20 protein-coding genes, 1 pseudogene and 1 other annotated feature are annotated in these 22,642 nt (G+C 35.0%); of the genes and pseudogenes, 16 read left to right on the top strand and 5 right to left on the bottom strand.

Translation table 11 applies throughout. The features are described from left to right. The first annotated feature begins 8 nt into the window (after positions 1–8). The 3 genes from mnmG to TS1_RS04630 all read left to right on the top strand — a co-directional run bounded on the left by mnmG (position 9) and on the right by TS1_RS04630 (position 3,376). The gene (mnmG, locus tag TS1_RS04640; RefSeq protein ID WP_068708325.1) at positions 9–1,898 is read left to right on the top strand and encodes a tRNA uridine-5-carboxymethylaminomethyl(34) synthesis enzyme MnmG; all 1,890 of its coding nucleotides are present in this window, start codon (positions 9–11) and stop codon (positions 1,896–1,898) included. Positions 1,899–2,134: 236 nt separating this feature from the next. Beyond that, a complete protein-coding gene (locus TS1_RS04635; protein WP_068708324.1) occupies positions 2,135–2,635 on the top strand; it encodes a phosphatidylglycerophosphatase A family protein in 501 nt (166 codons plus the stop codon). A gap of 117 nt (positions 2,636–2,752) precedes the next feature. Further along, positions 2,753–3,376, top strand: coding sequence for a phosphoribosyltransferase (locus TS1_RS04630; RefSeq protein ID WP_083498241.1), 624 nt, complete (start codon positions 2,753–2,755; stop codon positions 3,374–3,376). Between the two features lie 93 nt (positions 3,377–3,469). Here the strand turns inward: TS1_RS04630 and TS1_RS04625 are convergent, their stop codons facing one another. Then, positions 3,470–4,366: a LysR family transcriptional regulator gene (locus TS1_RS04625; RefSeq protein ID WP_068708322.1), complete on the bottom strand. Its 897-nt coding sequence runs from the start codon at positions 4,364–4,366 to the stop codon at positions 3,470–3,472. 489 nt (positions 4,367–4,855) lie between these two features. Between TS1_RS04625 and TS1_RS04620 the strand changes: the two genes are divergently transcribed. Then, on the top strand, positions 4,856–5,998 hold the full coding sequence (locus tag TS1_RS04620) for a lactate oxidase (protein ID WP_068708320.1): 1,143 nt from the start codon (positions 4,856–4,858) through the stop codon (positions 5,996–5,998). Positions 5,999–6,184: 186 nt separating this feature from the next. Here the strand turns inward: TS1_RS04620 and TS1_RS04615 are convergent, their stop codons facing one another. Further along, positions 6,185–7,009, bottom strand: coding sequence for an Rgg family transcriptional regulator (locus tag TS1_RS04615; RefSeq protein ID WP_068708318.1), 825 nt, complete (start codon positions 7,007–7,009; stop codon positions 6,185–6,187). Positions 7,010–7,100: 91 nt separating this feature from the next. Between TS1_RS04615 and TS1_RS04610 the strand changes: the two are divergent. From TS1_RS04610 to guaB, 12 genes and pseudogenes are all read left to right on the top strand, one after another. Further along, positions 7,101–8,329: pseudogene (locus TS1_RS04610) on the top strand (MFS transporter). A gap of 202 nt (positions 8,330–8,531) precedes the next feature. Then, positions 8,532–9,029, top strand: a complete 498-nt coding sequence (locus tag TS1_RS04605; RefSeq protein ID WP_068708317.1) for a hypothetical protein — start codon at positions 8,532–8,534, stop codon at positions 9,027–9,029. Next, positions 9,026–9,814: a DUF6681 family protein gene (locus TS1_RS04600; RefSeq protein WP_068708315.1), complete on the top strand. Its 789-nt coding sequence runs from the start codon at positions 9,026–9,028 to the stop codon at positions 9,812–9,814. The genes TS1_RS04605 and TS1_RS04600 overlap by 4 nt, the downstream gene beginning before the upstream one ends. Positions 9,815–10,088: 274 nt before the next feature. Continuing rightward, the gene (locus tag TS1_RS04595) at positions 10,089–11,405 is read left to right on the top strand and encodes a C1 family peptidase (protein ID WP_068708313.1); all 1,317 of its coding nucleotides are present in this window, start codon (positions 10,089–10,091) and stop codon (positions 11,403–11,405) included. A gap of 259 nt (positions 11,406–11,664) precedes the next feature. Then, positions 11,665–12,489 carry a glycosyltransferase family 8 protein gene (locus tag TS1_RS04590; protein ID WP_068708311.1) on the top strand — a complete coding sequence of 275 codons (825 nt, stop codon included), beginning with the start codon at positions 11,665–11,667 and terminating at the stop codon, positions 12,487–12,489. 143 nt (positions 12,490–12,632) lie between these two features. Then, entirely contained in the window at positions 12,633–13,349 is a 717-nt protein-coding gene (gene rsmG, locus TS1_RS04585; RefSeq protein WP_068708309.1) for a 16S rRNA (guanine(527)-N(7))-methyltransferase RsmG, read from the top strand. Positions 13,350–13,417: 68 nt separating this feature from the next. Next, positions 13,418–14,188 carry a ParA family protein gene (locus TS1_RS04580; RefSeq protein WP_068708307.1) on the top strand — a complete coding sequence of 257 codons (771 nt, stop codon included), beginning with the start codon at positions 13,418–13,420 and terminating at the stop codon, positions 14,186–14,188. Next, complete coding sequence (locus TS1_RS04575; RefSeq protein WP_068708305.1) at positions 14,172–15,056, top strand: ParB/RepB/Spo0J family partition protein; 885 nt, start codon at positions 14,172–14,174, stop codon at positions 15,054–15,056. The genes TS1_RS04580 and TS1_RS04575 overlap by 17 nt, the downstream gene beginning before the upstream one ends. A gap of 14 nt (positions 15,057–15,070) precedes the next feature. After that, positions 15,071–15,259, top strand: coding sequence for a DUF951 domain-containing protein (locus tag TS1_RS12510; protein ID WP_068708299.1), 189 nt, complete (start codon positions 15,071–15,073; stop codon positions 15,257–15,259). 6 nt (positions 15,260–15,265) lie between these two features. Beyond that, on the top strand, positions 15,266–16,366 hold the full coding sequence (gene ychF, locus TS1_RS04565; RefSeq protein WP_068708297.1) for a redox-regulated ATPase YchF: 1,101 nt from the start codon (positions 15,266–15,268) through the stop codon (positions 16,364–16,366). 85 nt (positions 16,367–16,451) lie between these two features. After that, positions 16,452–17,147, top strand: coding sequence for a DUF1129 domain-containing protein (locus TS1_RS04560; RefSeq protein ID WP_068708295.1), 696 nt, complete (start codon positions 16,452–16,454; stop codon positions 17,145–17,147). A gap of 156 nt (positions 17,148–17,303) precedes the next feature. Continuing rightward, the gene (guaB, locus tag TS1_RS04555) at positions 17,304–18,788 is read left to right on the top strand and encodes an IMP dehydrogenase (RefSeq protein WP_068708294.1); all 1,485 of its coding nucleotides are present in this window, start codon (positions 17,304–17,306) and stop codon (positions 18,786–18,788) included. A gap of 46 nt (positions 18,789–18,834) precedes the next feature. On the opposite strand, the gene serS is transcribed toward guaB, so the two are convergent. From serS to TS1_RS04535, 3 genes are all read right to left on the bottom strand, one after another. Continuing rightward, entirely contained in the window at positions 18,835–20,106 is a 1,272-nt protein-coding gene (gene serS / locus TS1_RS04550; RefSeq protein WP_068708292.1) for a serine--tRNA ligase, read from the bottom strand. 58 nt (positions 20,107–20,164) lie between these two features. Continuing rightward, positions 20,165–20,368 (bottom strand) — a binding site (T-box leader). Positions 20,369–20,402: 34 nt separating this feature from the next. Continuing rightward, a complete protein-coding gene (locus tag TS1_RS04540; protein ID WP_068708285.1) occupies positions 20,403–21,572 on the bottom strand; it encodes a sensor histidine kinase in 1,170 nt (389 codons plus the stop codon). Next, on the bottom strand, positions 21,562–22,251 hold the full coding sequence (locus TS1_RS04535) for a response regulator transcription factor (protein ID WP_068708283.1): 690 nt from the start codon (positions 22,249–22,251) through the stop codon (positions 21,562–21,564). Before TS1_RS04535 ends, TS1_RS04540 begins: the two co-directional genes overlap by 11 nt. Positions 22,252–22,642: the final 391 nt, after the last annotated feature.

The following is a 22,642-nucleotide window of genomic DNA, read 5'->3' as shown; positions in this document are numbered from 1 at the left end:
AAAACGCAATGCAAGAATACCAAGCTGGCTTTTACGATGTGATTGTTGTCGGCGCAGGGCATGCTGGGGCAGAAGCAGCCCTTGCGGCTAGTCGTATGGGAAACAAAACTTTGCTTTTAACAATAAGTTTAGAAATGGTGGCGTTTATGCCATGTAACCCATCCATTGGCGGTCCAGCTAAAGGCGTCGTTGTTAGAGAAATTGATGCTTTAGGTGGTGAAATGGGCAAAAATATTGATAAAACATACATCCAAATGCGCATGCTTAACACTGGCAAAGGTCCTGCAGTGAGAGCTTTGCGTGCTCAAGCAGATAAACATGCTTATTCTGCAGAAATGAAACATACTATTGAAAAAGCAGAAAATTTAACTCTGCGACAAGGAATTGTTGAACGTTTAATTGTAGAAGACAACGTATGTAAGGGAGTTATTACAGCGACCGGAGCGCGTTACCAAGCAAAAGCGGTCATTATTACAGCAGGAACTGCTTTGCGTGGAGAAATTATTATTGGCGAGTTGAAATACTCTTCGGGTCCCAATAATTCTCAGCCTTCCGTTAGCTTAGCTGATCATTTAGAAGAGCTAGGGTTAGAAATTGATCGTTTTAAAACAGGCACACCACCTCGTATAAAATCTTCTTCTATCGATTATGATCAGACAGAAATACAACCTGGTGATAAGGTTCCCAATCATTTCAGTTTTAGTACGCCAGATAGTATTTATAAAAAAGAACAAATTCCTTGCTGGCTAACATATACTAACCCTGGAACCCATCAAATTATTCGTGAGAATTTAGATCGTGCGCCAATGTTTACGGGAATTGTTGATGGTGTCGGTGCGAGATATTGCCCTTCAATTGAAGACAAGATTGTACGTTTTGCCGATAAGAAACGTCATCAACTGTTTTTGGAACCAGAAGGCGCTAATACGGAAGAAGTTTATGTCCAAGGTCTTTCAACTTCTTTGCCTGAAGACGTCCAAACAAACGTCCTTCATTCCATTGAAGGGTTAGAAAAGGCGGAAATGATGCGAACAGGTTATGCGATTGAATACGACGTGGTCCTTCCTTATCAATTACGTCCTACGCTTGAAACAAAAGTTATTGAGAATTTGTTTACCGCAGGTCAAACCAACGGGACTAGTGGTTATGAAGAAGCTGCTGGTCAAGGTTTGATGGCAGGAATCAACGCTAGTTTAAAAATTCAAGGAAAAGAACCATTTATTATGAAACGAAGTGATGGCTATATTGGCGTTATGATTGATGACTTAGTAACAAAAGGAACCAACGAACCTTATCGTCTACTTACTTCACGGGCTGAATATCGCTTACTTTTACGTCATGATAATGCTGATTTACGTCTGACACAAAGTGGTTATGATATGGGGCTTGTTGGAGAAGAGCAGTATCAAAACTATTTAAAGAAAAAAGTAGCTGTCGAAGAAGAAATAAAACGACTAAAATCTATTCGTATCAAACCTTCAGAAGTTGAAGACTTTTTAAAGGAAAAAGGAGCAGCTCCGTTAAAAGATGGCGTATTAGCCAATGAATTTTTACGTCGACCTGAGGTAACCTATCATGACTTGTTACAATTTATACCAAATAATGAAGATTTAACGAATAAAGAAATTGAACAAGTGGAAATACAGGTTAAATATGAAGGTTATATCAAAAAGGCAATGACTAAAGTTGATAAATTAAAACGAATGGAAGCTAAACGAGTTCCTGAAAATATTGATTATGAAGTAATTGATGGAATCGCAACTGAAGCAAAGCAAAAATTAAAGAAAATCCATCCTGAAACGATTGCGCAAGCAAGTCGTATCAGCGGTGTAAATCCTTCTGATTTAAGTATTCTAATGGTCTATATCGAACAAGGAAAAGTCGCAAGAACGTCTTGATTTAAAGAAATTGAGATTATTTAATTTATAGATGTTTGTTATAACGCTTATTGATCAAAAATAAAAAAGGGTAAGAACATTTTTATTTTAAATGTTCTTACCCTTTTTTAGTAATGAATTTTTTTATGTTACAAACTATAAATATAGAATGTTAAATAGTTTATAGCAAAAAGATAAAGGTTTTTCTTGGAAAAAACCTTTGTTTTCCTAGTATAATGAAAAAAAGGAGGAGAATTATGCGAGAAGAAACATTTAAATATCCAGATACAAAAGCTTATGAATTTGTCAAACAAGAATTGAATAAGCGCGGTATTACTTACCAAGATATAGCAAAGATGGCTTATGACGTGGCCTACGAATTTATTCCTAATGCTCAATTGACTGAATTTGAAACAGCAACAGTTGATGTGCTGCATAAAAGAGAGGTACTAAACAATGCGATGGTTGCCTTGGATTTGGACCGCTTAGCAACTGAAGGCCAATTAAGCCAGCCACTACAAGCAATTATCGAAAATGATACAGGCGTTTTTGGTGTAGATGAAACTCTTGCTGTAAGTATCGCAAGTATTTATGGGACAATTGGTGTGACTAATTTTGGTTATCTAGATCGAGTAAAAAGCGGTGTTATACAAAAATTAGATACAGAAAAACAAGGGCGTGTAAATACCTTTATTGATGACCTAATTGGTGCATTGGTAGCTGCTGTTGCAGGGAAAATGGCCCACAAATATGCTTAAGACTTAGTAAGAAATTTCATTCCGCTTGTTTTAAGGTTTATTGTAGGAAAGATTTGGTAGCTGTTACTTTAAAAACGAGCAGATACGTTCGGTTTGAGAAAGGAGCATGTTGCTGTGATGTTTAAAGATCGAACAGATGCAGGTGAACAGTTGGCAGCAGTTGTAAATCCATTAGATACTAAAAGCACCATTGTTTTGGCGTTACCTAGAGGTGGCGTTCCTTTGGGAGCGTTAATAGCCAAAAAGTATGACGTGATATTTAATATTATATTGGCCAAAAAAATTGGTCATCCTTCAAATGCTGAATACGCGATCGGTGCCATTGCAGAGAATGGAAAACCTATCATAGGAGAAGGTTTTAGTGAGAAGTTGCATGCTGAGTGGCTAGAAAAAGAAATCCTTCGGCTCCAAAAAGAAATGAGACGTAAACGTGAGCTTTACAAAGAAAATCTACAGAAACTTTCATTAAAAAATAAAGAGGTTTTAATTGTTGATGATGGAATCGCAACAGGATTGACTATGTTTGCTGCCATAAGAGCGGTAAAAAAATATCAACCAAAAAGCGTGAGTGTTGCGGTGCCGGTAATTCCTAGAATAAGCTATGAGCAATTAAAACAAGAAGTAGATGAAATTTATGCACTAGAAGTCCCTGAATACTTTTTAGGTGGAGTAGGAGCTTATTATGAAAATTTTCCGCAATTAACAGATGAGCAAGTCAAAGAAATGCTAGAAAATAAATAGAAGAAAACTCTTTAAGCCTTCCTCATTTTTTGTTTGGATAGTTAATGTAACTGAATTTTTTAAATCAAAAGTTGAATAGTAAATTTAATTTTATTATAAAGCTTGTTTTGCTTGTTGAGATGCAATAGCAATAAGCGTTTGATTAAATTCTTGCTGCAAAGGGTTGATAGCAGCGTTTTTATTGACGACTAAGCTAATATAAAATTTTGGTGCGTTTTCTAAGGGAATAGTAACAATATCAGTACGATTTTTAACCAATAGATCAATCATAATGCCCACCGAAAGAACGGAAGAAATAAAAGAACCTGCTGTTTGTATTTCTTTGGTATAGGCAGCCTTTTTAAAATTAATTTGGTTCTCTTTAGCCCAGCGCTCAAACATAGAATAGTGGATGTACTCTTCGTCTAAACAAATAAAAGAATAGTTTGAAAGCATATCTGCTGTAACAAGGGATTCTTTAGCCAAAGGGTGATTAGAGGCTACACAAACTTGTAGCGGACGTTCGTCAATTAAGTATTGTTCCAGCCAAGTTTCTTTGCATTGAGGCACATCATCTCCACTAATTGCCACAGATAATTTATTTTCGCGCAATAAATTCATCATCACTTCAGAACTTTCTTCTTCTATAAGTTGTAAATTTGAATTAAATTTGTTCAATGAAGGCAACAATTTAGGCAAATAGAACCCTCCGATTGTTGGTAAAAATCCTAATTGAACCGTATGTGTCTCAATATTTTGCATTTCTTTTTTTGTTGCAGTCAATAAATCAATAATTTTACCTGAGTTTTTATAAAGAATTTCTCCGGCTGGTTCCAAATGAAAGTTTCGTGCTGAACGGTCTCTTGTAATTAGTTTAGTGTTAAATTCGTTTTCTAACCTTTTTAATGAAAGAGAAATGGAAGGTTGAGAGACATAAAAAGCTTCAGCTGTTTTGGTAAAGCTAGAGCTATCGACTAAGTGTTTAAAATAAATTAAATCTTGTATTTTCATTACATGTTTCCTATCTACTTATAAATTTTATTTATAATAGCATAAAAAAACTATATTTCACAAAGAAGATGCTCAATGATATATTAAATATAGTTATTAAAAAACGCTTACAGATTTGGCTTTTAAATTATAACTTGGATGAATTTTTCGTAGAAAACTAAAAGTTTGTTCACCTTTTAATTGTTTTGGTACAATAATGGAGGACGAAATTTAAGGAGTAGCTTAAAATCGTTTTCTTAGTTTTTTGTTTGCGCTTGCAATCAAAAGGGTGTCTTTGCTATTTTAAGTTTAACGCTATACGTGTTTTTATCTGTTTAAGAAGCAGCTTATTATGAAGTTTTTTTAAACGTTAGAAACTGGCAAAAATAAAAAATATGTTGAGTTTATCAACGGTTGTAACCGGTATTATTATCATCTTAGTTTGACCGGTTAATGAAATTATGTTCACTATATTTTTAAATGAAAATTATCAAAAAGGAGAAATTTGAAATGACTAAAAAAACAGTCGCAGAAGAAATAAAAGAAGAAGTGGATGCTGGTTATAATGCACCCAGTAATGTAAATGAAATTGAAGTGATTAACACTTATGAGTTAGAAGAAAAAGCAAGAGAAGTTGTTCCCAAAGGTGGGTTTGACTACATGTCAGGTGCTTCTGGCGATGAGTTTACTTTAAAACAAAATACTAAGGCATGGGATAAAAAAGGCATATTGCCTAGGGTTTTAGCAGATGTGGAATTTCCTGAAACAAGTACTTCCATTTTCGGTCAGGATTTAAAAGTTCCTTTTATTATGTCACCCATTGCAGCACATGGTTTAGCGCATCAGTCGAAAGAAGCTGGAACTGCAAAAGGAATTGCAGAATTTGGAGGAACTATCATGTCGATTAGCGCTTATTCTGGTGCTAGTTTTTCTGAAATAGAAGAAGGGCTAAAAGATAACAATCGTTGGTTCCAAATTTATATGTCAAAAGATGATGAAATGAATAAAAATATTATTGATGAAGCGAAAGCTGATGGCGCTACTGCTATCATCTTGACAGCTGACGCAACGCTAAGCGGCAATCGCGACAAAGATGATCATAATAAATTTGTTTATCCATTTGGTATGCCGATTGTTTCTCGCTATCTAAAGGGTGGCGCTAAAAATATGTCACTAAATAATATTTACGCGCAATCTAAGCAGAAAATTAGTGTAAATGATGTTCACTTTTTGAAAGAATATTCTGGTTTGCCAGTATTTGTAAAAGGAATACAAACGCCAGAAGATGCGATGGCAGCAATTGGTGCAGGTGCAGCTGGTATTTGGGTATCCAATCATGGCGGTAGACAGCTAGATGGTGCTCCTGGTTCTTTTGAAGCATTAGAAGCAATCAGTAAAGCAGTACAAGGACGTGTACCGATTGTTTTTGATAGTGGTATACGACGTGGGGAACATATTTTTAAAGCCATTGCTTCTGGTGCAGATATTGTAGGTGTTGGTCGACCAGTATTATATGGGTTAGCTTTAGGCGGCTGGAAAGGTGTTCAATCTGTTTTTGAATATTTTGAAGAAGATCTAAAACGTGTGATGCAATTAGCAGGTACGCAAACAATTGAAGATATCAAACATGCACGTTTATTTGATATTAAATAATAGTAATAATACGAATAAAAAGCTGGGCTATTAAGCTCAGCTTTTTTAAGTCTTAGGATGTTAGTTTTGCATATATACTAGAAGGCTTAAATTTAAAAAGATAGTTGGACATTTAATTCAAAATTCAATCATAGTAGAGAGGGTAAACAATCGCTTTTCTTTCTCTACTATGATTGTTTTTAATTTTTAGTCGATAAGATTTTTTATTTCAGTTACCAATTGTTCGTTGCCAAGGAATTTTGCTGTAGTTAATACATTAAGTAGCTTTTTTTCTCCTTTTTTCTTATTTAAATATAAAAAAGTTAATTTCGCTTCATAGTATTTTTCTAAAAGTCGGAAACCATCCATCGTAATTTCTATAGTTAAGTGATTCAATAATTTTAAATTTTGAGTGGCGTTAGCTACATCTCCTTCTACAATCATACGATCAATACAGTTACTTAGAACCGTAGCAAAAATAAAATCGCTGTTGCGGTAAAATCTATATCTGTTTTGCACTTTTAATACTTCTTCCAATAAAATAACCATTAAAGAATAGGGTAATATATAACAATTATTAGCAAAAAAGTTGATATCACTTAGTGTCCAGGTAGATAAATTTGTAAAATAGTTAACAACGAATCCTAATTCTTGTTTATTTGGTTTTAAATGTTCTTTATAAGATTTTAGGAGTCTATAACTCGCTAATTGTATCCTTTCAATTCCATTCGGATTGTCCTCAGCATGCTGCACATTTTTGTCAAATTCTTCAAGTCTATTTGCATTCCACGCTCTACTAACCATATATCTGAGATAATTTCTTTTTTGCGGTTTATATCCGTTTTTTATCCATTGAAATTCTTCCATAGTAATCATAAGGTTAGAAAGAACTTGATTAAATTTATCAACCGCCAATATACGGTCTCCATTTTCAAATTTAATGGCATTTGTTTTTGAACAAATATCAAAGTACACAGACTTTAAAGGTAGGCCTTTATTTAATCGAATTTTTTTTATTGTTTCTCCGTACAAACAATTCCTCCTTTATTAGGTAAACATTAGTTTACTTAAAAAGCATTATACGTCTTTTTGATACATAATGCTTTTTGAGGAGGGGAAAATGATGATTAACTTTTTGAAAAATAATCCATTGTTTTCAAAAGTAGCTGGTATTAATTTATTTTCTAAGATAGGTGACCGCCTATTTTACACGGTCTTATTAACAATTGCTGCTTCATTGCCTAAGGGAAATGTTGCAGTAATGATTGTATCAGTTTCAGAAACGTTCCCCATTTTATTAAGCTTTTTTTTGGGTGCTATCGCTGATAAAAAGAAGAATAAAGTTCATTTACTTATCAAAAATTCTTTTGTTAGAACTGCTATGTATTTGTGTATAGGTTTACTATTTCGTTATTCTTACACAGTATTCTTGATTTTTTTAATGTCTTTATTAAATTTTATTTCTGATTTATCAGGGAATTATTCATCGGCTTTAATTACCCCATTTACAAAGACATTAGTTCAAGTTGATGACATGGAACAAGCACAAGGGATTATTAGTATGACTACACAACTGATTAACGTGCTCGCAACATTTGCGGGTTCCATTCTGTTGGCTATTTTTTATAGAAGTATTATAGCGTATATTAACGCTTTAATTTTTATTATCGTAGGAATTAGTTATTTTTTAATACATCCGAAATTAATAACTGTTGAAAAAAATATTACGGTTAATACTAACGAGAACACATTACCTACAATCAAAAAAATTTTAAATTATTACTTCATAATCGTTCCAATTTAAATAATCTGTTCCAACTTTCTTTAATAAATGGTTTCTTTGGCGGTCTAACGCCAATTTTTGTTCTGTTTATTCAAACAAATCAGTCCTTAAAGTTTATTCCTAATCCAATAAAAATTTCTTTGTTATCAGGTTTAATCACCATTTCTATGATACTAGGAAATGTCTTAAACACTAAGTTATTTCTAAAAATTTCAATGCATAAATTAAACAATGTTGCTAACTTGTTTATTAGTATAGGAGGAATTGGGTTTCTTTTAAATAATTTGTATTTAGTTTTTGTCAGTGCAGGAATTGTTTCATTTTTACTTGGGGTTGTTTCACCACGTTTTTCAGCTAAAGTTATAAACAAGTACCCTACTGAACACTTAGGCGGTATCGTAACGACAGTAAATTCACTGTTAGTTCTAATTCCTCCTGTAACTAGTTTTATTTTCCCCATTTTGACCAATGTTAGTTTAACTTTTGCTTACTCGGGCTTTTTATTTTACAGTTTAATTTTGTTAATTTTAAGTTTTATAATATTGAGAATTGAAAAAGATATTCACTGAAATTCTTTTGAAAAGCTATACAACATAAGTTAGTTTCAAAGGTATAATATTGGTAAAAAAACAAATCAAAATGTGATTGAAAAGTATTCAGTAAATTATTATTCTGGTATTTTTCATGAAATAAACAAAATCTTCAAACATTCGTAAGAAAAAAATAATCTTCTGATGCTATACTAGAAAAAAATAAAGAAGGAGTGTTCGTATGAGAAAAGTGCCGCCTATTTTAAAACCCATTGCATTATTAACTTTTTCTCTTATTATTGCGACCGCTACAGGGGTTGTTAACGGAAAGAGCTATCGTCAAGCAACAACACAAACAACGACGACCGAAACGACAACCGAAAATTCCGCAAGTACAGATATGACGACAGGAACATCTGGTACAGGAATAACTGATGAGTCTAATTTTGAAGAAGATAGTAGTTTGCAGCAAACACAAGGTTCAAATGAAGGTTTGGAAGGTGATTCGGCAAATTCGAATGAAACACCGCAACAGGCGACTGAATCAAGTTCGGAAGCTGGACAAACGCCTGGTTCTGCTGAACAATCGGCTGAAGATCAACAAGAAACACCGAATAATCAGCAAGAAGAACAAGATCAAGGGAACCAACAGCAAGATCAACAAAATCAGCAAGGACAACAGAACCAACAGAATCAACAAAACCAACAAAATACGCCTGAAGAAGGTGATGACCAATGACCTTTTTATTAGATATTATTAATAGTTTTCATAAATTTTTAGGTTATTTGGATATTAGCCCTAAATATTTAAACCGAGCTTATACAGTTTTAAGTCTTTTTCCTACGCTTTATATTTTACGTATTGTTTATGGGTTATGGCTAAATCAAAATTATATCCAGTTTAGTTTATATTTAATTGTTTTTATCATCTTACTGTATTTTGTTGTTTTGAATTTCTTTTACTATTTTTTTGATAAAAATGTTAAAGGGGATGTCACTCAGCTGTTTGTTAAGTATCTGCCAGAAGATGTATTTAATATCGAAGAAGGCAGTCAAATTTCACAGAGCTTAATGCCCAATACAAGTGAAGTTAAAGTGGATTTTGTCGATAACTATGAGTTAAAATTAGAAGAAAATATTCAGTCCTTAATTCATCAAGATAAGATACCCACAAACAATTTAACAAATAGTGACGGTTTTTTGCTTATGAAAAATACTTTGCATCCTTTTTACTATTTGAAGAAAACATCAGAAGAGACTTATGACTTGCAAATTGGTACAAGTTTTCAGGATTTAGAAAAAATAGGAACGATTCAACAAAAAGAAACATTAGATCCGGTTGGTTTGTTTATTGTTGGCGGAGATTTTGTTAAAGATGGGGTCCGCTATCATGAACGTTATCATTTAAAATTACTTGTTAAAGATAAGAAAAATCAAGATGTTAGTGCTAAACCAACGAATGACACAGAAGTAACAAGCGAGGTTGGGAGTCGTAGTCAACGTCATAAAAAGAAAAAGCACTAAATAAGTTTTTGGGGACTGTGGTATAAGTTTCTTTAACAATAAAATATCCGAACTATAAGAGAGATTGCTCCTGCGATTACTCGTCGCACGGACTGCATTGCTCCTGTGATCCAGTGGGTCCTCGTCGCAAATTCACGACAATTAGGGAATCTTATCAAATATAGTTCGGGTATTTTTGTCTTGTCTTTACTTATGTCACAGTCCCTTTGTGTTTTTGATATTACAATGATAGACTTTACTCAGTAATAAATAATATACAGAAAAGAGTGAAAAGATGACTAAAGATTTGAGTTTTGACGACTTAGCTGATTTCGCAGCTGATTTTAAGCAAACGCCAGCTAGTGATGTAATTGCTCGTGCTGTCCAAGAAAATGGCATTGATGCTGTTAGTAAAGATCTCAGTGCAAAAGCAGTATTAAACCGAGTATTTTCTGTTGAGATTGAAACTGGCGAGGTCACCCATCAAAAACAAAGTGGCAGGTGCTGGTTATTTGCTACTTTAAATACCTTGCGTCATAATTTTACTAAAAAATACAATTTGAAAGATTTTCAGTTCTCTCAAAATTATATTTCTTTCTACGATCGTTTAGAAAAGGCAAATAAAATGTTGGAGTGGGCGATTGATTTGATCGATCGGCCTGAAGATGACAGAGAATATTTAGCGATGCTTGAATGGGGCGATGACGATGGCGGCCAATGGGCAAATGGTCCAGCGTTAATGAATAAATATGGTTTAGTTCCTAAAAGTGCGATGCCAGAAACTTATAATAGTGATAAAACAGCTGAAATTTCTACTATGCTTAATTTAAAGTTGCATAAAGCAGTGGCACATATGAAAAAAATGGCAGTTACGCCCACTCATAAAGCAGATCTACATGCTTATAAATTAGAATGCTTACGTGAAATTTATCGGATGTTAGTTTATGCTTTTGGTCAACCCCCAGCTTCTTTTGACTTTGAGTATCGTGATAAAGATAAGAACTATCATATTGCGCGTAATTTGACTCCTAAAACTTTTTTTACAGACTATGTAGCAGTTGATTTTGAACAGTATACGGTATTGGTCGATGCTCCTGACCATAAATATGGGAAAAATTATGGTCTGCCAAGCCAAGATTATATTTTTAATGGGAAAAAGATTGAACTAGCAAATGTTGGAATTACTGCTATGAAAAAGGCAGCTATTGCTTCTTTAAAAGACGGACAGGCTGTTTGGTTCGGCTGTGATGTAGTAAAAGATATGGACCGTAAAGAAGGTATCTTAGATCCAAATTATTTTAAAAAGAGCGAACTTTTTGGGGCAGATCTGCAGTTAGATAAAGCAGACCGCTTAGCAACTCGAGACGGACAAGTCACCCATGCAATGACGCTGACAGGTGTAGATCTTATTGATGGTAACCCTACGAAATGGAAAGTTGAAAATAGTTGGGGAGACAAGGTCGGCAATAAGGGTTATTTTGTCATGTCAGATGTTTGGTTTGACGAGTATGTATACGAAGTTGTTGTTAAAAACAAGTATCTACAAGAAGAAGACAAACACGTAGCAGCCAAAGAAAAAGAAGACCTTGCTCCATGGGATTCTTTACGTTAACAAGTGAGTAAGAGAAAAAACTTTTTTGTTAAATTTCATGGAAAAGTAGTAACGGTAACGAAAGTTCCCAAGAATTTTATCTTTCTTTTCATGCCGGTAAAAGATAATTTTTCATAGGTAAGTAATCAGCTTACTTTTTCGTAAGTCGTGAGGCTGGTATTTTGTTTCACGTGAAACTTATTGTGTTTATCGTTAGCTTTGAAAATTTTGTTTTATAATAAAAGGATAGTACTTATTGTAAGAAACAAGGAGAAAAGCAATGAAGATCAATTTACTTTTTTCAATTGACGATAGCTTTGTTGATCAGATGAAAACGACTTTGTTTTCAATTTATCAAAATACAGATCATAAACATCAATTTACAGTTTATATTTTACAAAAAAGATTGTTAAAGCAAACTGACGCTATTCAAGAGTTTTGTAAGTGGTTGGAAATGAAGTATGTTCCGCTGGTAATTGGTGAGGATTCTTTATTTGAGCAGGCTCCTGTTTCTTCTCGTTATCCAGAAACGATTTATTATCGATTAATGGTGCATAAATATTTACCTGAAAGTGTAAATAAAATTCTTTATTTAGATGCAGATATTCTTTGTATTAATGATTTTTCAAATTTGTATAAATTGGACCTTAAAGATGATCTATATGCAGCTGCTAGTCACAAGAAGCTAACTAATGTGACGAAAATGATTAATCAAGTACGGCTAAAAAATTACGAAGCAGAAGGGTACTATAACTCAGGGGTTTTACTTATTAATGTCAAAAAGACCCGAGAGAACGTCCAGGCAAGTGATATTTTCCATTTTATTAAGGAAAACCAATACAATCTTTTGTTACCAGACCAAGATATCTTAAACGGCTTATATGGAAATAAGATTTTGTCCATTCCCGATGAAGTTTATAATTTTGATGTAAGAAAAAATGCGACTTACGATGCTATCAGTATGGGGGAATGGGATTTAGATTGGGTTATCCATAATAGCGTATTCTTACATTTTTGTGGAAAAGAGAAACCTTGGCAAGAAAAATATCGAGGTCGTTACGCTGCCTTATATAAGTATTTTTGGTACAAAGCGATGAATCAATAACATTTGCACACTTGCGCGATTTATTGCAAGTGTGTTTGTTTATGTAAAAAGCATACAAACTATTGCATAGGTAATTATTTTGCGTTAAAGTAGAAAATAGTTCGTGAAACAATTTCTGTTTCACAAAAAAGAAAGGGAATTGTATGTTACCGGAAGAATTTCAACAAAAGCTTCAAAAGTACGGTCTTAAGCTTACACAAAAGCAAATGGAGCAATTTGAACATTATTACAAGCTTTTGATAGAATGGAATGAGAAAATAAATCTTACAGCTATTACAGACAAAAAGGAAGTTTATTTAAAGCATTTTTACGACTCAGTAGCATTGGCCTTATCAGTTGAACTGGATAAGAAAGCTTCTATATGTGATATAGGTTCTGGTGCGGGATTTCCTAGCATCCCTTTAAAAATTATTTTTCCCGAACTAAAGGTAACTATTGTTGATTCGTTAAACAAACGAATCAATTTTCTTCGTACATTAGTCAGTGAATTAGAATTAAACGAAGTTTTTTTGTTCCATGACCGAGCGGAAACCTTTGGACAAGCTCCAACTTACCGAGCTTCTTATGATTATGTAGTAGCAAGAGCAGTTGCTCGTTTAAATGTTTTGTCTGAGCTTTGTTTGCCGTTGGTTAAAAAAAATGGTTATTTTTATGCATTAAAAGCAGCTAAAAGCCAAGAAGAACTGGCTGAAGCCAAAGGGGCAATAGCAATTTTAGGTGGTAAGTTTATAGAAGACAAGCAAATTTATTTACCTAATACCGAAGATGAACGGCATGTTTTAGTAATTGCAAAGAAAAAAGAAACGCCAAAAAAATATCCAAGAAATCCTGGCTTACCTAATAAAAAGCCGATAAAATAAAAATCTCAAAGGCAGTGATGTGAGGAAAAAACCTCTTTTACCAGCCTCTAATAGAGGAGGAAAGTTTTATGGTACGTATTATTTCTGTGGCAAACCAAAAAGGTGGGGTCGGTAAATCAACTACGGCAGTGAACCTAGGTGCTTGCTTGGCTTACCTAGGTAAAAAAGTTTTACTAGTGGATATTGATGCACAAGGAAATGCTACCAGTGGTGTAGGCATACGTAAACCTGACGTGGTGCAAGATGTTTATGATGTATTGATTAATGAGATTAAAATGGAAGATACAATATTGCCTAGTTCTCGTGCAAATTTAGATGTTGTGCCGGCTACGCTGCAATTAGCAGGAGCAGAGATTGAATTGACCGCTATGATGGCTAGGGAGTCCCGTTTAAAAACGGCGATCGATGAACTTAAAGACCAGTATGATTTTATCTTAATTGATTGCCCACCATCTTTGGGACATTTAACGATTAACGCCTTTACGGCAAGTGACGGAATCTTAATTCCTGTTCAATGCGAATACTATGCATTGGAAGGGTTAAGCCAGTTATTAAATACCGTTCGCTTGGTACAAAAGCACTTTAATCCTGAACTGGAAATTGAAGGGGTCTTATTGACCATGTATGATGCCCGCACCAATCTTGGTATAGAAGTAGTCGAAGAAGTACGACGTTATTTCCAAGAAAAAGTTTATCAAACGATTATTCCAAGAAACATTCGGTTATCTGAAGCGCCAAGTCATGGGCTTTCCATCGTTGATTACGACTTGCGTTCCAAAGGTTCTGAGGTCTATCAAGCACTAGCAAAGGAAGTGTTGGCTCGTGAAAAAGAAAAATAAAAGTTTAGGTAAAGGAATAAATGCACTATTTCAGGACCTATCAGATATTGAAGAGGTCGAAGCAACGGAGAAAATCGTTGAATTATCATTAAATGAATTACGTCCCAACCCTTATCAACCACGAAAAACGTTTGAAGAAAAATCATTGCAAGAATTGGCCAATTCGATTGAAAAATCGGGTGTTTTTCAACCTATTATTGTACGCAAATCAAAAGTAAAAGGTTACGAGATTATTGCTGGTGAACGGCGTTTTCGTGCTTCTAAATTGGCGAAAAAAGAAATGATTCCTGCTATTATTCGTGATTTTGATGAAGAAGCAATGATGCAAGTAGCTGTTTTAGAAAACTTACAGCGAGAAGATTTAAATCCTTTGGAAGAAGCAGAAGCTTATGAGATGTTGATGAATAATCTTCATTTAACACAAGCAGAGGTAGCTGAGCGTTTAGGAAAAAGCAGGCCTTATATTGCCAATTACTTGCGTCTTCTGACTTTGCCAAAATTAGTAAAAGAGATGGTACAAGACGACCGATTGTCAATGGGACAAGCACGTACTTTGCTAGGGTTAAAAAATAAGGAACAAATATTAAAACTCGCCAATCGATGTGTAAAGGAAAATTTGACTGTACGACAATTAGAACAATTGGTTACAGAGGCCAACGAAATAAAAGATAAAAAGAAAGTTCCGCGCGTAGTAAAAGAAAAACCTTATTATATACGCGAAAGCGAAGATCGTTTGATGGATAAATTTGGAACAAGTGTACAGATTAAAGAGAAAAAAGGCAAAGGAAAAATTGAAATTGATTATTTGTCGCAAAATGATTTGACACGTATATTAGATATTTTAAATATTCATTTTGATGAAGAATAATAAGGAGAATGCTTATGTACGATCTAGGGGATACTGTAGAAATGAAAAAACCTCATGCTTGTCAGACAAACCGTTGGCAGATTATACGTATGGGAGCTGACATTAAAATAAAGTGTGAAAATTGCGGACACATTGTTATGATGACACGTCGTGAATTTGAAAAGAAAATGAAAAAAGTACTAGAAAAGAAAAAGGAAGAGTGAAGTTAGATGCCATTGACTGCTGGAATTGTGGGCTTACCTAATGTAGGGAAATCCACTTTGTTTAATGCAATTACAAAAGCTGGCGCAGAAGCAGCAAATTATCCTTTTGCAACAATTGACCCTAATGTTGGAATTGTCGAAGTACCAGATTGGCGCTTACAACGATTAACTGAATTGTTCCAACCGAAAAAAACAACACCTGCGACATTTGAATTTACTGATATTGCGGGGATTGTTAAAGGAGCAAGCCAAGGAGAAGGTTTAGGAAATCAATTTTTAAGTCATATTCGGCAAGTAGATGCCATTTGTCATGTAGTACGTTGCTTTGATGATGAAAATGTGACTCATGTCGAAGGGCGTATTGATCCTTTGGCTGATATTGAAACGATTAACTTAGAATTAATTTTAGCTGATTTAGAATCTGTGAATAAACAATATAATCGAGTAGAAAAAGTTGCTAAAACAAAAGACAAGACAGCGATGGCTGAATTGGCTGTTTTAGATAAAATTAAACCTGTTTTAGAAGCGGGCAAATCCGTACGTACAATTGATTTTTCTGAAGAGGAACAGCCAATTGTCAAAGGGTTATTTTTATTAACAGCCAAGCCCGTCTTATATGTTGCGAATGTAGCAGAAGAGGATGTGCAAGATCCAAAAAGCAACCATTACGTTCAAGAAGTACAAAAGTTTGCCACAACGGAAAATGCTGAAGTTATTACAGTTTGTGCTCAAATTGAAGAAGAGATTGCTGAATTAGAAGATGAGGACAAAATAGAATTTTTGGAAGATTTAGGGATCAAAGAAAGTGGTCTTGATCAGTTGATTCGTGCGTCATTTCATCTATTAGGATTAGCGACTTATTTTACTGCTGGTGAGCCAGAGGTTCGTGCTTGGACATTTCCTAAGGGGATTAAGGCACCGCAAGCTGCAGGAATTATTCACTCTGATTTTGAACGAGGATTTATTCGTGCTGAAACGGTCTCTTTCGATGACCTTAATAAATATGAGAGCATGCATGCAGCTAAAGAAGCCGGACGCGTGCGTTTAGAAGGCAAGGATTATGTGGTGCAAGATGGCGATGTCATGTTATTTCGCTTCAATGTATAATAGACTATCAAAGTATGAATAAACTATGTTAGAATAATTCTTGTCAAATGCTTGTTTACCAGGCAAGAAGGGAGAAACGACAAACATGGAAGCAGAAAAGCTGCGAGAATATGTTGCCCAAAATCGTGAATGGGAAAAACAACTAACCAAAAGGAATCAGCAGTATATCTTTGATTTAAACAAGGCACTCGATGCTGCTAACCTCTCTGAAGAAGAGAAAGTTCAAGCACTACATGAAATGCTGCCGGTTTTAGTACAAGAACAAAAAGGTGGACGTACAGCTCGACAACTTTATGGAACTGTCTCAGAACGGACAGAAGCAATTTTAGCTGAGCCGACAAAGGCTGAAGAAACTACAAAACCTGTTTTGATGTGGGTCGATAATACACTATTAATTTTAGGTGTTTTTGGTGTAATGATGGGAATTGTAGGCTTATTTTCCTCAAAGAATACGCAAGTTTACGGTATCGTCACCTTAATATTAATGGCTATGGTTGGAGGCTGGGTCTTTTATTTGATGTATAAATATATGTATCAATATGAACGACCAGGTGCTGATAAAAGTAAGCGCCCCAAATTATGGAAATCAATATTGATTTTAATTGGTTCGTTTTTTGTGTGGACGGCTGTTATTTCACTTTCGGCCTTACTGCCAAGCGTGATTAATCCTGTATTAGATCCGTTTGTCTTGGTGATCATTGGTGGTGCTGCATTATTACTTCGATATTACTTAAAGAAGAAATACAATATCATTGGCAGTTTATCAATGCCTAAACAATAAATATAAAAGGGTTCCCTGGATAGGAACCCTTTTTTACATCATAATGGTTGACTTCAAACGTGAATTTTGCTACTTTCATTAAAATATATTGATTTACTCTAACAGTAGTAAAGACGTTTGTTATTAAATTTATAAATTGAAGGAGTGTTACAACTAATGTCCAACTGGGAAACGAAGTTTGAAAAAAAGGGAATAACATTTGATGATGTGTTACTTGTCCCGCAAGAAAGTCACGTATTACCTAATGACGTTGATTTGAAGGTAAAATTAGCTGAAAATATTCAACTCAATGTTCCGATTTTAAGTGCCAGTATGGATACCGTAACGGAAAGTAATATGGCAATTGCGATGGCTAGACAAGGTGGACTTGGTGTTATTCACAAAAACATCTCAATTGAGGCTCAAGCTGACGAAGTACGAAAGGTAAAGCGATCAGAAAGTGGTGTGATTATTGACCCTTTCTTTTTAACTCCTAATCATTTAGTTTCTGAAGCAGAAAAGTTAATGAGTCGTTATCGAATTAGTGGTATCCCAGTGGTAGAAACAATGGAAAATCGAAAATTAGTGGGAATTATGACGAATCGCGATTTACGTTTTGTTACGGATTACTCTATTGCTATCGGCGAAATTATGACCAAAGACGATTTGATTACAGCTCCAGTAGGCACTTCTTTAAAAGATGCAGAAGAAATTTTACAAGCACATAAAATTGAAAAATTACCGATTGTCGATGATAAAGGACGCTTGAGCGGGTTAATTACTATCAAAGACATTGAAAAAGTGATTGAATTTCCTAATGCAGCTAAAGATGAGCATGGTAGATTACTAGCTGCAGCGGCAGTTGGGATAACGAGTGATACCTTTGAACGAACACAAGCCTTGTTAGAGGCTGGCGCTGATGCTATTGTCATTGATACAGCACACGGTCATAGCGCCGGTGTATTACGCAAAATTTCAGAAATTCGGGCAGAGTTTCCTAATGCAACTTTAATTGCTGGTAATGTTGCAACAGCCCAGGGAACTAAAGCTTTGTATGATGCTGGCGTTGATGTGGTAAAAGTAGGCATTGGACCAGGTTCAATTTGTACAACTCGAGTGGTTGCAGGTGTGGGAGTTCCACAGTTGACTGCTATTTACGATGCAGCTTCTGTTGCTCGTAAATATGGGAAAACAATTATTGCAGATGGCGGGATTAAATTCTCAGGAGATATCGTAAAGGCTCTGGCCGCCGGTGGTTATGCAGTAATGTTGGGAAGCATGTTAGCAGGAACAGAAGAATCCCCTGGTGAATTTGAAATCTATCAAGGACGTCGTTTTAAAGCTTACCGCGGCATGGGTTCGCTTAGTGCGATGGAAAAAGGGTCAAGCGATCGCTACTTCCAAGGTGGAGTTAACGAGGCGAATAAATTAGTCCCCGAAGGTATTGAAGGGCGAGTTGCCTATAAGGGCAGTGTAGCGGATATTATCTTTCAAATGCTAGGTGGACTGAGATCTGGTATGGGATACGTTGGAGCTGCAAATTTACAAGCTCTGCGTGATGATGCTCAATTTATTCAGATGAGTGGCAATGGACTAAAGGAATCTCACCCTCATGACATTCAAGTGACAAAAGAAGCACCTAATTATTCAGTTGAACAATAATTAAAAGGCACGGCAACAAGGGAAAAGTTGTCGTGCCTTTGTTTATTTAACCGATTTTTGTTGCACCGCCCATATAAGGAACCAGTACATCAGGAATAGTGACAGAGCCGTCTGCATTTTGATAATTTTCTAAAATAGCGGCTACCGTGCGACCTACAGCTAGACCTGAACCGTTCAAAGTATGAGCATAATGGGGTTTACCGTCTGCATCACGATAACGAATCATCGCACGTCGTGCTTGAAAATCTTCACAATTTGAACAAGAACTGATTTCTCTATAAGTGTCTTGTCCCGGAATCCATACTTCTAAGTCATAAGTTTTTGCCGCAGAAAAACCCATGTCGCCTGTTGATAATGTAATAACGCGATAAGGAAGCTCTAATTTTTGCAAAATGGCTTCCGCATCAGCTGTCATTTTTTCTAGTTCGTCGTAGGAGTGTTGGTTATCTGTGAATTTAACCATTTCTACTTTATTGAACTGATGGAGTCGAATTAAACCTCTAGTATCGCGGCCCGCGCTTCCAGCCTCAGAACGAAATGCCGGGCTTAGTGCAGTGAAATAAACTGGTAATTGATTTTCATCTAGAATTTCATTGTTATAGTAATTAGTTAAAGGTACCTCAGCTGTTGGGATCAAAGTTAAATCACTATCTTCTAGTTGAAAAACATCTTCAGTAAACTTAGGAAATTGTCCAGTACCAAACATTGCTTGGCTATTTACCGCATATGGTGGAATCATTTCAGTGTAACCTTGATGGTAAACATGTTCATCTAACATAAAATTATATAGTGCCCGTTCTAATCGTGCACCTAATCCTTTGTAGTAAACAAAGCGACTACCAGAGACTTTTGCTCCTCTTTCAAAGTCGAGAATATCTAAGTTTTCGGCAATATCCCAATGGTTTTTTGGTTCGAAATCAAAGGTTCGTGCAGTATGCCATCTTCGTACTTCTACATTATCATCTTCGTCTTCCCCTATTGGTACACTTGGATGAGGAAGATTGGGTAAACCTGTTGCTATGCTTTTTATTTTTTCATCAATTTCAGCGATTTCTTTATCTAATGATTTAATTTCGCTGCCAACTTCTCGCATTTCAGCGATTTGTTCAGTGGCATCTTCTTTATTGCGCTTAGCTTGAGCAATTTTTTCAGATACATTATTGCGGTATTTTTTCTTTTCTTCTGTTTCAACTAATAATTTACGACGTTGCTTATCCAACTGAAGAAAGTTTGTTAACGTTTCTTCTGGAACACCTCGGCTTTGTAATTTTTCTTTGACTTCATCAAAATGCTCGCGGATTAATTTAATATCTAACACTATTTCTCCTCCTCAAAAAATAATAAAATAAAAAACTATTTCATCCTTAAGCTAATTTGCTTGGGACGAAATAGTTGAATTCGCGGTGCCACCCAAGTTCGGCTATGATGCCGCACTTGTCTCTTGTAACCAAAGAGTGCAGGTTCTTTTTTTAAAAGAAACATTGAAAACTGGATTCCATCATTTACCTTTACTGATTTACACCACCCATCAGCTCTCTTAAAAGGATAAACCATGTACTAGGTTTTCTGCTAGTTATTATGTTGCATTTAGCATAGCTGAAAAAAATTATTTCGTCAACTAGAAGAATGCTTATTACTGACTAAAGGCAAATGTATGATAAAAGATGTCCAGTCTGGGTTGGATTTTGCGTAAATATAACCACCATGTAAAGCAACAATGCTTTGAGCAATAGCCAAGCCTAACCCAGTTCCGCCAGTTTCTTGTGAGCGTGATTCTTCCACGCGATAAAAACGATCGAATAACGAATCTAATGACTGTTTTGGAATCATTTTACCATTGTTTTTTACTGTAATAACAGCTTCAGTACCTGTTTTTTCAAGTTGTATGACGATCTTGTCAGCGCCTTTACCGTATTTTAAAGCATTTGAAAGCAGGTTATTGAATACACGAACGAGTTTTTCCGTGTCGCCTTCCATTAAAAGTTGCTGTGGTTGTGCGCTTGTTTCAATGGTGATTCCTTTATTGCGTGCTTCAAGCTCGAAGTCAGCAGCCAATTGTTCCACTAACTGAACCATATCAAAGGTCATTAGGTTTACTGGATTACTTGGTTGGCGAGCTTTGGTATATTCAAATAAGTCATCAACAAGAGACTTCATTTGTTTTGTTTTGACAAAAGCTGTATGTGTGTACTTCAATAGTTCTTCTTCAGAATGGTACTGTCGATCTTCAATCAAACCTAAATAACCGATAATTGAAGTCAAAGGTGTCCTAATATCATGGCTAATATTTGTAATTAATTCATCTTTTGATTTTTCAATGCGCCGCTCTTCTTCAATAGCTGTAACCGTACTATCCACTAGACCGTTAATGCTGTCAACTAGTCGCGCCAAGTCACCACGTAGTTCAAAAGGAATACGATGACCGTAATTGCCGTTAGCAATATAGTGTAGTTCACTTATAATATGACGTTGTTGCATTTGACGATAGCGTCGTATTAAACGCCAATATAAAAAAATGACATCTAAAATAAGCAGAATAGGAATTAAAATGTTTTTTCCGCTAAGAAAAATATCCGTATTGAGGTTTCTTACAAAACTCGTACGTGATTCAAATACTGCTTCGTTTAAAGCAGGAGTACTACTTATTACAGAAGAGATCATAACTAATATTGCTATGTTGACAATAATTAGTAAGATGATCGTAACGATCGCTTCAACAAATAGTTCACTAATTTCTTTTGACGTGAGAACGACTCTTTTTTTTGGTTCTTTTTTATTTCGCATCGATCTTGTAGCCAACTCCCCATACAGTTTGAATGATTTTTTCTCCTCCAGTGGCTTCTTCAATTTTATCACGTAGGTGGCTTACGTGAACCATAACTGTTTTCGCTGACACAACGCTTTCTTGTTTCCAAACACGTTCAAAAATTTCATCAGCACTAAAGACACGATTTGGATGGGAAGCTAATAGATAAAGAATACCAAACTCCAAAGCGGTTAATTGAATTTCTTTCCCATCAACAGTTCTTACTTCATGAGAATCACGATTAATAACAAGCGAACTGATTTCCAAAATGTCCGGTTGTTCTGAAGATATTTGTGTTTGCGTTCTTCTTAGCAAAGATTTAACACGTGCCATTACTTCTAATGGATTAAATGGCTTTGTTACGTAATCATCTGCTCCAGCGACTAATCCTTTGATTTTATCCATGTCAGTCGTTTTGGCCGTTAATAGTATGATGGGGATTTGTGATTCTTTCCTTAACGTTTTAACTACTTGCATTCCATCTAATTCTGGCATCATAATATCTAAAATGACCAGTTCAATATCAGAAATAGTACGTATTTTTGATAGAACTTCTTTTCCATCGTAAGCTACGATAGGTTCATAGCCTTCGTTGTGTAAATAAATACTCAATAATTCAACAATTTCTTTATCATCGTCAGCAACTAATATTTTCATTTAGAGCCCTCCTTTTAGTTAACGAAGATCTTTAACTACATTTTACCAAAAAAAGAAAAAATTTGATAAATTTATACCTATTCTTTAGAGAATAATAGGAATTAAAATATGAAAGATTAGAAAAACGAACATTTTACCAAAAAAAGTAGTAGTTTTAGGATATTTATTTGTTAAAAGCGAACGAAAGTAAGCCATAAGGTAAAAGAAAGCGAAGTAACTAAAAACGTTGGCATAACAACAACTTTTTTGTTGACGAAATGTTATTTTATTGATATATTATTATTTGTCTTCAGGGGAACAGCTAAATTTTAAATTAGCACATACTTTGTTAATTTAAAATAGCTTAGTTAATAAATATCCTTTGGAAATAAAGTAAAAAACTTTGAAAAAA

Origin of the sequence: Tetragenococcus solitarius NBRC 100494 (genome assembly GCF_001544195.1) — a bacterium.
In the GTDB taxonomy this organism is placed as follows: domain Bacteria; phylum Bacillota; class Bacilli; order Lactobacillales; family Enterococcaceae; genus Tetragenococcus; species Tetragenococcus solitarius.
The sequence above is the reverse complement of the archived record's forward strand: the minus strand, read 5'-3'. Positions and strand labels throughout refer to the sequence as shown.